The following is a 13,379-nucleotide window of genomic DNA, read 5'->3' as shown; positions in this document are numbered from 1 at the left end:
TTCCCGCTGACAGAATCGAGGGGTGATCGACCAGCGCCGGGGCGCCCCGGCCAAGCCCCTCCAGCTCGACTCCGTGTCGAAGGCCATCATCGAGCAGCTGCAGCTCGACGGCCGGCGCTCGTACGCGGAGATCGGCAAGGCGGTCGGGCTCAGCGAGGCGGCCGTCCGCCAGCGCGTGCAGAAGCTGACCGACTCCGGCGTGATGCAGATCGTCGCCGTGACCGATCCGATGCAGCTGGGCTTCTACCGCCAGGCGATGATCGGCGTCCGCGTGTCGGGCGACACCCGGGTGATCGCCGACAAGCTCGCCGCGATGCCCTCCGTCGACTACGTGGTGCTCACCGCGGGCAACTTCGACATCCTCGCCGAGGTGGTCTGCGAGAACGACGACGAGCTGATCGACCTGCTCAATTCCGAGATCCGAACACTGGAGGGCGTCTCCTCGACCGAGACGTTCGTCTACCTCCGGCTGCACAAGCAGCTCTACGACTGGGGAACACGATGACCATCACCGAACAGGCAGTGCCCGCCGAAGCCGGGGCGAACTCCGGCGAGCAGGACCTCCAGGGCAAGGCCCGCGACCACCTGTGGATGCACTTCTCGCGCCAGTCGGTGCTCGAGGAGCACGGCGTCCCCGTCATCGTGCGCGGCGAGGGCCACACCATCTGGGACTCGAAGGGCAGGAGCTACCTCGACGGCCTCTCCGGCCTGTTCGTCGTGAACGCCGGCCACGGCCGCCGCCGCCTCGCCGAGACGGCCGCGCGCCAGGCCGAGCAGCTCGCCTTCTTCCCCATCTGGTCCTACGCGCACCCGTCCGCGATCGAGCTCGCCGACCGGCTCGCCGACATGGCGCCCGGCGACCTCAACCGCGTCTTCTTCTCCACCGGCGGCGGCGAGGCGGTCGAGACCGCGTTCAAGCTCGCCAAGTACTACTGGAAGCTGCAGGGCCGGCCCACCAAGCACAAGGTCATCTCGCGTGCCGTCGCCTACCACGGCACGCCGCAGGGCGCCCTCGCCATCACCGGCATCCCGGCCATGAAGGAGATGTTCGAGCCGGTCACCCCCGGCGGCTTCCGCGTGCCGAACACGAACTACTACCGGTCCGCCGAGATGGGCTTCGTGTCGAACACGCCGGAGGGGCCCGAGCGCGAGGCCGAGTTCGGGCTGTGGGCCGCGAACCGCATCGAGGAGATGATCCTCTTCGAGGGGCCGGAGACGGTCGCCGCGGTGTTCCTCGAGCCGGTGCAGAACTCCGGCGGCTGCTTCCCGCCGCCCACGGGCTACTTCCAGCGGGTCCGGGAGATCTGCGACAAGTACGACGTGCTGCTCGTCTCCGACGAGGTGATCTGCGCGTTCGGCCGGATCGGCAACTGGTTCGCCTGCGACACCTACGGCTACGTGCCCGACATGATCACCTGCGCGAAGGCGATGACGAGCGGCTACTCTCCGATCGGCGCCACCATCGTCAGCGACCGGATCTACGAGCCGTTCCGCCACGGGTCGACGTCGTTCTACCACGGCTACACGTTCGGCGGTCACCCGGTGTCCGCCGCGGTCGCGCTCGAGAACCTCCGCATCTTCGAGGAGGAGGGCCTCAACGAGCGCGTGCGCGAGAAGAGCCCGCTGTTCCGCGCCTCCCTCGAGAAGCTGAAGGATCTGCCGATCGTCGGCGACGTGCGCGGGGACGGCTACTTCTTCGGCATCGAGCTCGTGAAGGACAAGGCGACGAAGGAGACCTTCGACGACGCCGAGTCCGAGCGCCTGCTGCGCGGCTTCCTGTCCAAGGCGCTGTTCGACGCCGGCCTCTACTGCCGGGCCGACGACCGGGGCGACCCGGTCATCCAGCTGGCCCCGCCGCTCACGATCGGCGAGCCCGAGTTCGACCAAATCGAGCAGATCCTCCGCGGCGTGCTCAGCGAGGCGTGGACGCACCTGTGAGGCGGGCGCCCGGAAGGGACGCTGCTGTGCCCGGGAGGGCCGCTGTGCCCGGAAGGGACCCTGTGCTGTGAGGGACGCAGTGCCCCGCAAGGACTATGGCGGGGTGAGCTTCTGGATGGACTCCCTCGCGGCGTCGGGCGAGGATCCCCTCGTCCCCCGCCCCGCTCTGGAGGGCGACCTCGCCGCCGACGTCTGCATCGTGGGCGGCGGACTCACCGGGCTCTGGACGGCGCACTACCTCCTGACCGCGCGGCCCGACCTGCGGATCGCGATCGTCGAGAAGGAGATCGCCGGCTTCGGCGCGTCCGGCCGCAACGGCGGATGGTGCTCCGCGCTCTTCCCGCGGAGCACCGCGTCCCTCGAGCGCCTTCACGGCCGCACCGCGGCGCTCGCGATGCGCCGGGCCATGATCGACACGGTCGACGAGGTGGGCCGCGTGGCCGCCCAGCTCGGCATCGACTGCTCGTACCGGAAGGGCGGGACGCTCGCCTACATCCGCTCCCCCGCCCAGCGGGAGTCGGCCGAGGCCGAGGTCGCCGAGGTGCGCCGCTTCGGCGTCGACCCGCTCGAGCTGCTCGGCCCCGAGGCCGTCGGCGCCGCGGGGGCGGACGGAGCCGTGTTCGACCCGAACTGCGCGCGCATCCAGCCGGCCCGGCTCGTCCGCGGCCTGGCCGCATCCCTCGTCGCCCGGGGTGTCCGGCTGTTCGAGCGCACCCCCGCGCTGCAGGTGCTCCCCTCCCAGGTGGTCACCCCGGGGGGCACGGTGCGGGCCGACACCGTCGTGCTCGCGCTCGAGGGCTACACGCCGACGCTCGCGCCCTACCGGCGCCGCCTGCTGCCGCTCTACTCGCTGATGATCGCGACGGAACCGCTGCCCGACGAGGTGTGGGACGCGATCGGACTCTCGCACGGGCAGACGTTCACCGACTACCGGCACCTGCTCGTCTACGGGCAGCGCACCGCCGACAACCGGTTCGCCTTCGGCGGCCGCGGCGCCCGCTACCACTGGGGCAGCCGGATCCGCGACGAGTACGACCGGGTGCCCCGGGTGTTCGAGCACCTGCGCCGCACGCTCGCCGACCTCTTCCCGGTCACCGCGGACGTCGCGGTCACACACCGCTGGGGCGGACCGCTCGCGGTGCCCCGGGACTGGCACGCCTCGGTCTGGCACGACCCGCGCACCGGCATCGCCTCAGCGGGCGGATACGTCGGCGACGGCCTCTCCACCACGAACCTCGCGGGGCGCACCCTCGCCGAGCTCATCACCGGCGATCGCACCGAGCTCTCGGCACTCCCCTGGGTGGGTCACGTCTCGCCGCGCTGGGAGCCCGAGCCCCTCCGCTTCGCCGGGGCGAACGCGGGCCTCCTCGCGATGGGCGCCGCCGACGTGGAGGAGCGGCTGACCCGGCGCTCGTCGATCGCGGCGCGGCTGATGGCTCCCCTGGTCGGAGGCTGATCCCGGCCGCTGTAACGGCCTCGGGCCCCGGGCGCAACGGCCATCGGAAAGTCAGCCGTGCCGCCTATGATCTTCCGCGAGAGCGAGCGGAGCCCCGATGTCCTACAGCACGACTGCGCCCACCCCGGGCCTCGTCGCGCCGCCGCGCCGTCGGCTCGACAGGCGGTCCATCGTCGCGCTCGTCCTGTTCCTCGCCCTCTCCGCCGCGGTGGCCGCGTTCGGCAGCCTGACCACCATCTCGGCCGTCGACGGCTGGTACGCCGCCGCCGAGAAGGTGCCCTGGACGCCGCCGAACTGGCTGTTCGGGCCGGTGTGGACGGTGCTCTACGCGGCGATGGCGGTCGCCGCCTGGCTGGTGTGGCTCCGGCGCTTCTTCGACTACGTGACGCCCGCGCTGACCCTCTACGTGGCGCAGCTGTTCCTCAACTCGGTCTGGACGCCGATCTTCTTCGCCGGCTACACGGTGATCGGCGGCCCCGCCCTCTGGATCGCCCTCGCCGTCATCCTGCTGCTCGACATCTGCGTGATCGGCACGATCCTCGTGTTCTGGCCGACGAGCCGCGCCGCGGCGCTGCTGATGGTCCCGTACCTGGCCTGGATCCTCTACGCCACGACGCTCAACTGGGGGATCGCGGGCCTCAACGCCTGACCCTCCCCAGGCGGACCCGACCCCGCGACTCCCCGGAAGCGGCCCGGCAGTCGGGCCGCGGCCCCGCTCGTCCTAGCGTCCCGGCATGATCCTTCCTGCCCCTACGCTGGCCGAGATGACCACGACGATCGGCGCCGACGGGCGTCCCCGCTGCGGCTGGGCGACCAGCGACCCCGAGTACGTCCGCTACCACGACGAGGAGTGGGGCACGCCGCTGCACGGCGACCGGCCCCTGTTCGAGAAGCTCTGCCTCGAGGGCTTCCAGGCGGGCCTGTCCTGGATCACGATCCTCCGCCGGCGGCCCGGCTTCCGAGAGGCGTTCGCCGGCTTCGATCCCGCGGTGCTCGCCGACTGGGGCGACGCCGAGGCGGAGGCGCTGCTGCAGGACAGCCGCATCATCCGCAACCGGGCGAAGATCGAGGCGACCCTCGGCAACGCGCGGACGCTGCAGGCGCTCGTGGCCGAGGAGGGCGACGGCGCGCTCGACCGGCTCATCTGGAGCTACGCGCCGCCGCCCAGGGAGACACGGCCCGAGTCCCTCGCCGACCTGCCCGCGGTGACGCCGGAGTCGACCGCCCTCAGCAAGGAGCTGCGCCGACGCGGGTTCCGCTTCGTGGGCCCGACGACGCTCTACGCCCTGATGCAGTCGGCCGGCCTCGTCGACGACCACGTCGCCGGCTGCTGGCGCGCGGCCTCGACCTGATTCAGCGGAAGATGCCGGCGACCTCGGCCATCTCGTCGGGGGTCGGCCGCCAGACGTCCGCGGCCGCCGCGTTCTGGCGCACCTGTTCCGCTGTCGTGGCACCCGCGATCACGCTCGTGAGCCCGCGCACCGCGAGCAGCCAGCCGATCGTCGCCTCGAGCATGGTCAGGCCGCGGGCGCTCGCGAACTCCGCGAAGCGGTCGACCGCGTCCCACGGCACTGTCTCGAGCAGCCCGCGCTTCTGGCGCATGATCCGGCTGTCCTTCGGTCCGCCCGCGCTCGTGTACTTGCCCGTGAAGATGCCGTTGTAGAGGGGGAAGTAGGGCAGGAAGCCGATGCCGTAGCGGCGGGCGACCGGGAGGAGCTCCTTCTCCGCGTCCCGCGCCAGCAGGCTGTACTCGTTCTGCGCTGACACGAAGCGGGAGCCGCCCGCCTCCCGGGCGAGGAACTCCGCCTCGACGACCTGCCAGGCGGCGAGGTTCGACGAGCCGAGGTAGCGCACCTTCCCCTCGCGCACGAGCTCGTCGAGGGCGGCGAGCGTCTCCTCGATGGGCGTGTGCGGGTCGGGGGTGTGCAGCTGGTAGAGGTCGATGTGGTCCGTCCGGAGGCGTCGCAGCGAGTCCTCGACGGCCAGCCGGATGTAGCGGCGGGAGCCCTTGTCCTGCCAGGAGGGGCGGTCGCCCGCGACGCCGGTGTGGCCGAACTTCGTGGCGATGATCGCCTCGTCGCGCCGGCCCTGCAGGGCCGAGCCGAGCAGCTCCTCGCTGAGGCCGAAGCGGGCGCCGTAGATGTCGGCGGTGTCGAACAGGGTGACACCCGAGTCCAGCGCGGCGCCGACGAGCGCGGCCGCACCCTCGGCGCTCTCGCTCGCGGTGCCCGGCCTGCCGAGGTTGTTGCAGCCCAGGCCGACGGCGGAGACTCGGAGGCCGGACCGGCCGAGGTTGCGGTACTCCATGACCCCCAACCTAGCGCGGGGCCGCGGCGGGCTCCCCGACGGTGAGGGCGAGCTCGCCGGGTGCGCCCGGGGCGAGCCGGAACCCGGCGGACGGCGCCCAGTCGAGCAGGTCCTCGACGGACGCGGGCAGCTCCGGGGCGGTGAGGAGCGCCCGCGTCAGCTCACCCTTGGCGCGCTTGTTGAAGTGGTTGAGGGCCCGGACGGCGCCGCCCGGCCCCTCCCCCAGCACGCGGAGGTAGACGGAGCCGGGGCGCCGCGGCGCGGGTCCGAGCGCCGCGTAGCTCTCGGAGCGCAGGTCGAGGACGAGTCCCGGGACCGCCGCCAGCTCCCTGCCGACGCGGTCGGACCAGTGCGCCCGCAGCGCGACTCCCGGCAGGCGCGAGTCGGCCGAGAGCCGGTAGGCCGGGATGCGGTCCAGGCCGCCGACGAGGCCGAACAGAGCAGACGCGACGACGACCGACTCCCCCGCCCGCTCGCGCGCCGCGGGCGGCAGGCTGGGCGCGTCGAGGGTGTCGTAGAGGACGCCGGTGAAGCGGTCGAGCGCCGGGAGCGTGGGCGACGCCGTGAGCGTGCGGTTGCGCTCGACCTCGCCACGCTGCTTGGGCCCGAGCTTGAGGGCCGCCGCCATGGCGTCCGCGTCCTTCGCCAGCGTGCGCACGGCCCGGATCAGCTCGCGGCGACGCGGGCTCAGCCGCGGGAAGGCCAGGGATGCGAGGTCGAGGGCTGCGCCGTCGCCCCCGTCCCGCTTGGTCTCGGACGGAGGAAGGAGCAGAAGCACCGCAACAGCCTAGGCGGCCCGGTCCACTCCGCCGGACGGGCGGCACGCCCCGGGGAACGCGGAAGGGCCCGGACCTTCGCGGTCCGGGCCCTTCCTGCGGGACTGGAGTCAGCTCACGAGCTCTGCGGCGCGAGCGACGACGGTCACCGTGTCGTTCTGGACGGAGATGAAGCCCTCCTCCGCGTTGGCGGTGAAGCGGCGCCCACCCGTCTGGGTGATGCGCACCTCACCGCCGGCGAGGATCGCGAGCAGCGGCTCGTGGCCCGGCAGGATGCCGATCTCGCCCTCGGTCGTCCGGGCGATCACCGTGGTGGCCTCGCCGGACCAGACCTGCTGGTCCGCCGAGACGACGTTGACGGTGAGTGCCATGGTCAGCCGTTCTCCTTCTGGATCTTGGCCCACTTCTCCTCGACGTCGGTGATCGGGCCGACGTTGAAGAACGCCTGCTCGGCCACGTGGTCGAAGTCGCCGCGGACGATCGCGTCGAACGACTCGATCGTCTCCTTGAGCGGCACCGTGGAGCCCTCGACACCGGTGAACTTCTTCGCCATGTAGGTGTTCTGCGAGAGGAACTGCTGGATGCGGCGGGCGCGCGCGACGGTGACCTTGTCCTCCTCGGACAGCTCGTCGACACCGAGGATCGCGATGATCTCCTGCAGCTCCTTGTTCTTCTGCAGGATCGCCTTGACGCTCGTCGCGACGCGGTAGTGGTCCTCGCCCAGGTAGCGGGGGTCCATGATGCGGCTCGTCGAGGCCAGCGGGTCCACGGCCGGGTAGAGGCCGCGCGACGCGATCTCGCGCGAGAGCTCCGTCGTCGCGTCGAGGTGCGCGAACGTGGTGGCCGGGGCCGGGTCGGTGTAGTCGTCGGCCGGGACGTAGATCGCCTGCAGCGAGGTGATCGAGTGGCCGCGCGTCGAGGTGATGCGCTCCTGGAGGACGCCCATCTCATCGGCGAGGTTCGGCTGGTAGCCCACCGCGGACGGCATGCGGCCGAGCAGCGTCGACACCTCGGAGCCCGCCTGCGTGAAGCGGAAGATGTTGTCGATGAACAGCAGCACGTCCTGCTTCTGGACGTCGCGGAAGTACTCCGCCATCGTCAGCGCGGACAGCGCGACGCGGAGACGGGTTCCCGGCGGCTCGTCCATCTGGCCGAACACGAGGGCGGTCTTGTCGAAGACGCCGGCCTCGTCCATCTCGTGGATGAGGTCGTTGCCCTCACGCGTGCGCTCGCCGACACCGGCGAACACCGACACACCACCGTGGTCCTGCGCGACGCGCTGGATCATCTCCTGGATGAGGACGGTCTTGCCGACGCCCGCACCGCCGAACAGGCCGATCTTGCCGCCCTGCACGTACGGGGTGAGGAGGTCGATGACCTTGATGCCGGTCTCGAACAGCTGCGTCTTGCTCTCCAGCTGGTCGAAGGCGGGGGCGGCGCGGTGGATGGACCAGCGCTCGTTGACCTCGATGGCCTCGCCATCGGGGAGGTTGAGGACGTCGCCCGTGACGTTGAAGACCTTGCCCTTGGTGACGTCGCCGACGGGGACCGTGATGGGGCCGCCGGTGTCGCGCACCTCCTGGCCGCGGACGAGGCCGTCGGTCGGCTTGAGGGCGATGGCGCGGACGAGGTCGTCGCCGAGGTGCTGCGCGACCTCGAGCGTGATCTCCTGGCTGTTCTCGCCGATGGTGATCGTCGTCTTGAGGGCGTTGTAGATCTCGGGGATCGCGTCGTTCGGGAACTCGATGTCGACGACGGGGCCCGTGACGCGGGCGACGCGGCCGACGGCGGGACCGGCGGCGGCAGCCCCGGCCCGCTCGGGAGCGGTGATGGTCATGGCTTTGCTTCCTTCTGGGTGCTACTTCGCCAAGGCGAGGGCGTCGGCGCCGCCCACGATCTCGGAGATCTGCTGGGTGATCTCGGACTGGCGCGCGTTGTTCGCCAGCCGGGTGTAGTCGCGGATGAGGGTGTCGGCGTTGTCGCTGGCCGACTTCATCGCCTTCTGCCGGGCCGCGTGCTCGGACGCGGCGGACTGCAGCATGGCGTTGTAGATGCGGCTCTCGATGTACACCGGGAGGAGCGCGTCGAGCACGGCGTCGGGGTCGGGCTCGAACTCGTACAGCGGCAGCACCTCGTGCTCACCGGGCGGCTCGACGCCCTCGACGACCTCGAGGGGCAGCAGGCGCACGACCTCGGGGGTCTGCGTGACCATGCTCACGAAGCGGTTGTAGACGATGTGGATCTCGTCGACGCCGCCCTCGGCCGCCTCCCGCTCGAAGGCGGAGACGAGCTCGTCGCCGATCTCCTTCGCGGTCGCGAAGACGGGCTGGTCGGTGCTGCCGGTCCAGCTGCGGGCGTAGTCGCGCTTGCGGAACGAGAAGTAGCCGACGGCCTTGCGCCCGACGAGGTAGTGCACGACCTGCTTGCCCTGGCCGCGCAGCAGGGTCGTGAGCTCCTCGGCCTCCTTGATCGCGCTGGCGCTGAAGGCGCCGGCGAGACCGCGGTCGGAGGCGAAGATCACGACGGCCGCGCGCTCGACCTTGGCCTTCTCGGTCGTGAGCGGGTGCTCGACGTTCGAGTAGGCGGCCACGGCGGAGACGGCCTGGGTCACCGCGCGGGCGTACGGCGTCGACGCCGCGACCCGCTGCTGCGCCTTCTGGATCCGCGAGGCGGAGATGAGCTCCATCGCGCGGGTGATCTTCTTCGTCGTCTGGGCCGAGCGGATCTTCTGCCGGTAGACGCGGAGCTGAGCTCCCACTAGCGACGGCTCCGCACGATCTTCTCCTGGTTCACGTCCTCGGCCGGGATGGCCGCGAACTCCTCGTGCCCAGCCGACGCGAGCGGCTTGCCCTCGCCGGTCTGGAACTCGAGCTTGAACCGGTCGACGGCGCTCTCGAGCTCGGCGACGGTCTGGTCGTCGAGGACGTTCGTCTCGCGGAGGCGGTTCAGCACCTGGGTGTTGCGGCCCAGGTAGTCGAGCAGCTCGCGCTCGAAGCGGAGCACGTCCTGCACGGCGACCTCGTCGAACTTGCCGTTGGTGCCGGCCCAGATCGAGACGACCTGCTCCTCCACCGGGTACGGCGAGTACTGCGGCTGCTTGAGCAGCTCGGTGAGGCGGGCGCCACGGGCGAGCTGACGGCGGCTGGCCGCGTCGAGGTCGGACGCGAACATCGCGAAGGCCTCGAGCGAACGGTACTGGGCGAGCTCGAGCTTCAGCGTGCCGGAGACCTTCTTGATGCTCTTCACCTGGGCGTCACCGCCGACGCGGGACACCGAGATGCCGACGTCGACCGCGGGGCGCTGGTTCGAGTTGAAGAGGTCCGACTGCAGGAAGATCTGGCCGTCGGTGATCGAGATCACGTTGGTCGGGATGTACGCGGAGACGTCGTTCGCCTTCGTCTCGATGATCGGCAGGCCGGTCATCGAGCCGGCGCCCAGCTCGTCCGAGAGCTTGGCGCAGCGCTCCAGCAGGCGGGAGTGCAGGTAGAACACGTCACCGGGGTACGCCTCGCGTCCCGGCGGGCGGCGCAGGAGCAGCGACACGGCGCGGTAGGCCTCGGCCTGCTTCGACAGGTCGTCGAAGATGATCAGGACGTGCTTGCCGGCGTACATCCAGTGCTGGCCGATGGCCGAGCCGGTGTACGGGGCGAGGTACTTGAAGCCGGCGGCGTCGGACGCGGGGGCGGCCACGATGGTCGTGTACTGCATCGCGCCGGCCTCCTCGAGGGCGCCGCGGACACCCGCGATGGTGGAGCCCTTCTGGCCGATGGCGACGTAGATGCAGCGCACCTGCTTCGTCGGGTCGCCCGACTCCCAGTTCGCGCGCTGGTTGATGATCGTGTCGATCGCGATCGCGGTCTTGCCGGTCTGGCGGTCGCCGATGATGAGCTGACGCTGGCCGCGGCCGATCGGGATCATCGCGTCGATCGCCTTGATGCCGGTCTGCATGGGCTCGTGCACGCTCTTGCGGGCCATCACGCCCGGGGCCTGAAGCTCGAGGGCGCGGCGGCCGTCGGTCGCGATCTCGCCGAGACCGTCGAGGGGCTCACCGAGCGGGTTGACCACGCGGCCGAGGTAGCCGTCGCCGACCGGCACGGAGAGGACCTCGCCGGTGCGGTGGACCTCCATGCCCTCCTCGATGCCCTGGAAGTCGCCGAGGACGATGACGCCGATCTCGGTCTCGTCCAGGTTCTGAGCGAGGCCGAGGGTTCCGTCCGCGAAGCGGAGGAGCTCGTTCGCCATGACGCCGGGCAGGCCCTCGACGTGGGCGATGCCGTCGCCGGCATCGAGCACGTAGCCGACCTCGGTGGTCTGGGCGCCGTTCGCCTCGTACGACGAGACGAAGTCCTTCAGGGCACTGCGGATCTCGTCCGGACTGATCGTCAGGTCTGCCATTGTTTTCCTCTTTCGAAAGCGCCGGTCTAGCCGACGAGTTGAAGTCTGAGATCGGAGAGTCGAGTGGCGACGCTGCCGTCGATCACGTCGTCGCCGATCGAGATGCGCACCCCACCGATAAGGGTCCCATCGATCACCTGGTTGATGCTGAGCTTTCGCCCGTAGCGAGCGCTCAGCGTCGCCTCCAGGCGCGTCAGCTGGGCCGTGGTCAACGGGGTCGCCGTGCGCACCGTCGCGATGCCGAGTCCGGCCTGGTCCGCGGCGATGGCCGCCGCGTTCCGGAGGGCCTCGCCGATGCGACGGCCGCGGGGCTGGCGCACCAGGTGGGCGACGAGGATGCGGGTCGGAGCCGACGCCCCGACGAGGAGGCGCTCGACGAGCGCCGCCTTCGCGTCCGGGCTGCCGAGCTTGCTGCTGACGGCCAGCTCGAGCTGCGAGTCCGACCGAAGAGCCGTCTGGAACGCGAAGATCTCGCGGTCGATGCTCGTGCCGGCCGGGGCCGCGACGACGAGGGCGCGGACGCCGATCTCCTCGACGCCCGCCACGAACTCGTCGGGCGTCGACCAGCGCTCCGCCGACATCGCGGCGAGGAGCGACACGGCCGACGCGTCGAGGCGCGCGAAGACGCGTCCGACGAGACGTCCCTTGTCCTCGGGCGAGATGCCCGGGTCGGCGAGGAGCGAGCGCAGCTGCGCCGACCCCTGGATGCTGCGCGAAGCCGCGAGCACCTCGTCGCCGACCCGCTCGCTGCGGATCGGGAGCGTCGCGAGGACCGTCTTCGCGGCCTCGAGCGCGGTACGACTGGCGGATCCCATCAGACTCTCGTCTTCTGCTTGTCGCCCTCGGACTCGAGCTCCGCGAGGAACCGGTCGACCAGGGCCTGCGCCTTGCGGTCGTCGCTGAGGCTCTCACCGACGACGCCCGAGGCGAGGTCGATCGCGAGCGTGCCGACCTCGGCGCGCAGCGACGTGACCGCCGCCTGGCGCTCCGCCTCGATCTGCGCCTGGGCCTGCGCGGTCACCCGCGCGGCCTCGGCCTGCGCCTGCTCGCGCATCTCGGCGATGATCTTCCGCCCGTCCTCGCGAGCCTGCTCGCGGATCCGGCCGGCCTCGGCGCGCGCCTCGGCCAGCTGGGCGTTGTACTTGTCGAGCGCCGCAGCGGCCTCCCGCTGCGCCTGCTCGGCCCGCTCGATGCCGCCCTCGATCTTCGCGGCGCGCTCGTCCAGCAGCTTCTTGACCGCCGGGAGCACCTTCCACCAGAAGAGCGCCAGGATGATGACGAAGCAGATGAACCCCCAGAGGAGGTCCGCCGGAGCGGGGATGAGCGGGTTGTGCGCCGCCTCTTCCGCGTGTGCTCGAAGCATGAGGACTAGCCCTGGAAGATGTAGTACGTGGCGATGCCGATGAGGGCGAGCGCCTCGGTGAAGGCGATGCCGATGTACATCAGGGTCTGCAGCCGGCCGCCGAGCTCGGGCTGGCGCGCCGTGCCCTCGATGGTCTTGCCGACCACGATGCCCACGCCGATGGCGGGGCCGATGGCGGCGAGGCCATAGCCGACGGTCGCGATGTTGCCGGTGAGCTCGGCGACAACGGAAGTGTCCACGTTGGGTTTTTCCTTTCGTTGTGGCCCGGACCGTGCGCCCGGGCCATGAGGGGTCTTGAGGCTCAGTGCTCTTCGGCGAGCGAGAGCTGGATGTAGACCGTGGTCAGCAGGGCGAAGACATACGCCTGCAGGAATGCGACCAGGATCTCGAACAGCGTGAACGCGAAGCCGAAGGCGAAGGTGCCGACGCTGAGCAGCCGGAACAGGCCCGCTTCCTGCCACTCGTAGAGGAAGAAGCTGGTGGCGGAGAAGAAGAGGACCAGCAGGAGGTGGCCGACGATCATGTTCATCGTCAGTCGGAGGGTCAGCGTGACGGGCCGCAGGATGAAGGTCGAGACGAACTCGATCGGCGTCACGATGATGTAGAAGTACCACGGCACGCCGGGCGGGAAGAGCGAGTTGCGCAGGAACTTGCCCGGGCTCTTCCGGAGGCCCGCGTAGATGAACGTGAACCACACGATCACCGCGAGCAGCAGCGGGATGCCGATGAGCGAGGTGCCCGCGACGTTGAACGGCGGGACGACGCCCGTGATGTTCATGCCGAGCACGAGGAAGAAGATCGTCGTGATCAGCGGCAGGAAGCGGGTGCCGTCCTTCTTGCCGAGCAGATCCTCGGCGATGTTGACGCGGACGAAGTCCAGGCCCATCTCGACGATGCTCTGGAAGCGGCCCGGCACGAGCGTCATGCGGCGGGTGCCGAAGTAGAAGAACAGCACGATCGCGAGAGTCACGATCAGCCGGATGATCATGATCCGGTTCAGCTCGAACGGGGTGCCCTCGAACAGCACGACCGGCGGGAAGAACTCCTCGATCGACGGCGCGTGGAACTCAGCTCCGCCGGCAGCGAGGGGGGCAGTGGGAAAGAGGGCTTTTAGCAGGTCATGCTCCAAGTTCGGGGCGCGCAG

The 13,379-nt window shown here is 70.6% G+C and carries 15 protein-coding genes; 5 read left to right on the top strand and 10 right to left on the bottom strand.

The genetic code is table 11. The annotated features are described in order from the left end of the window. Positions 1-22: 22 nt before the first annotated feature. The 5 genes from J3P36_RS13265 to J3P36_RS13245 all read left to right on the top strand — a co-directional run bounded on the left by J3P36_RS13265 (position 23) and on the right by J3P36_RS13245 (position 4,746). Complete coding sequence (locus J3P36_RS13265; protein WP_374100726.1) at positions 23-505, top strand: Lrp/AsnC family transcriptional regulator; 483 nt, start codon at positions 23-25, stop codon at positions 503-505. After that, a complete protein-coding gene (locus J3P36_RS13260; RefSeq protein WP_210508686.1) occupies positions 502-1,938 on the top strand; it encodes an aspartate aminotransferase family protein in 1,437 nt (478 codons plus the stop codon). The genes J3P36_RS13265 and J3P36_RS13260 overlap by 4 nt, the downstream gene beginning before the upstream one ends. A gap of 103 nt (positions 1,939-2,041) precedes the next feature. Beyond that, a complete protein-coding gene (locus tag J3P36_RS13255) occupies positions 2,042-3,394 on the top strand; it encodes an FAD-binding oxidoreductase (protein ID WP_307807095.1) in 1,353 nt (450 codons plus the stop codon). A gap of 97 nt (positions 3,395-3,491) precedes the next feature. Then, positions 3,492-4,043: a TspO/MBR family protein gene (locus tag J3P36_RS13250; protein WP_210508685.1), complete on the top strand. Its 552-nt coding sequence runs from the start codon at positions 3,492-3,494 to the stop codon at positions 4,041-4,043. 115 nt (positions 4,044-4,158) lie between these two features. Beyond that, a complete protein-coding gene (locus tag J3P36_RS13245; RefSeq protein ID WP_210508684.1) occupies positions 4,159-4,746 on the top strand; it encodes a DNA-3-methyladenine glycosylase I in 588 nt (195 codons plus the stop codon). A gap of 1 nt (position 4,747) precedes the next feature. Here the strand turns inward: J3P36_RS13245 and J3P36_RS13240 are convergent, their stop codons facing one another. The 10 genes from J3P36_RS13240 to atpB form a co-directional block, all read right to left on the bottom strand. Next, positions 4,748-5,701, bottom strand: a complete 954-nt coding sequence (locus J3P36_RS13240) for an aldo/keto reductase (protein WP_210508683.1) — start codon at positions 5,699-5,701, stop codon at positions 4,748-4,750. A gap of 10 nt (positions 5,702-5,711) precedes the next feature. After that, on the bottom strand, positions 5,712-6,479 hold the full coding sequence (locus tag J3P36_RS13235; protein ID WP_210508682.1) for a YaaA family protein: 768 nt from the start codon (positions 6,477-6,479) through the stop codon (positions 5,712-5,714). A gap of 108 nt (positions 6,480-6,587) precedes the next feature. Continuing rightward, the gene (locus J3P36_RS13230; RefSeq protein WP_210508681.1) at positions 6,588-6,848 is read right to left on the bottom strand and encodes a F0F1 ATP synthase subunit epsilon; all 261 of its coding nucleotides are present in this window, start codon (positions 6,846-6,848) and stop codon (positions 6,588-6,590) included. A gap of 2 nt (positions 6,849-6,850) precedes the next feature. Then, positions 6,851-8,314: a F0F1 ATP synthase subunit beta gene (gene atpD, locus J3P36_RS13225; protein WP_210508680.1), complete on the bottom strand. Its 1,464-nt coding sequence runs from the start codon at positions 8,312-8,314 to the stop codon at positions 6,851-6,853. Positions 8,315-8,335: 21 nt separating this feature from the next. Beyond that, positions 8,336-9,235, bottom strand: coding sequence for a F0F1 ATP synthase subunit gamma (locus J3P36_RS13220; RefSeq protein ID WP_210508679.1), 900 nt, complete (start codon positions 9,233-9,235; stop codon positions 8,336-8,338). After that, a complete protein-coding gene (gene atpA, locus J3P36_RS13215; RefSeq protein ID WP_210508678.1) occupies positions 9,235-10,872 on the bottom strand; it encodes a F0F1 ATP synthase subunit alpha in 1,638 nt (545 codons plus the stop codon). The genes J3P36_RS13220 and atpA overlap by 1 nt, the downstream gene beginning before the upstream one ends. Positions 10,873-10,898: 26 nt before the next feature. Beyond that, positions 10,899-11,687, bottom strand: a complete 789-nt coding sequence (locus J3P36_RS13210; RefSeq protein WP_210508677.1) for a F0F1 ATP synthase subunit delta — start codon at positions 11,685-11,687, stop codon at positions 10,899-10,901. Next, complete coding sequence (locus J3P36_RS13205) at positions 11,687-12,235, bottom strand: F0F1 ATP synthase subunit B (protein WP_210508676.1); 549 nt, start codon at positions 12,233-12,235, stop codon at positions 11,687-11,689. The genes J3P36_RS13210 and J3P36_RS13205 overlap by 1 nt, the downstream gene beginning before the upstream one ends. A gap of 5 nt (positions 12,236-12,240) precedes the next feature. After that, positions 12,241-12,474, bottom strand: a complete 234-nt coding sequence (gene atpE, locus J3P36_RS13200) for an ATP synthase F0 subunit C (protein WP_210508675.1) — start codon at positions 12,472-12,474, stop codon at positions 12,241-12,243. 62 nt (positions 12,475-12,536) lie between these two features. Then, the gene (gene atpB / locus J3P36_RS13195; RefSeq protein WP_246854777.1) at positions 12,537-13,352 is read right to left on the bottom strand and encodes a F0F1 ATP synthase subunit A; all 816 of its coding nucleotides are present in this window, start codon (positions 13,350-13,352) and stop codon (positions 12,537-12,539) included. Between the last annotated feature and the right edge of the window lie 27 nt (positions 13,353-13,379).

The organism is Naasia sp. SYSU D00057, from assembly GCF_017916505.1.
In the GTDB taxonomy this organism is placed as follows: domain Bacteria; phylum Actinomycetota; class Actinomycetes; order Actinomycetales; family Microbacteriaceae; genus Naasia.
Note: the sequence above shows the minus strand (reverse complement) of the source record. Positions and strands in the feature narration are given on the sequence as shown.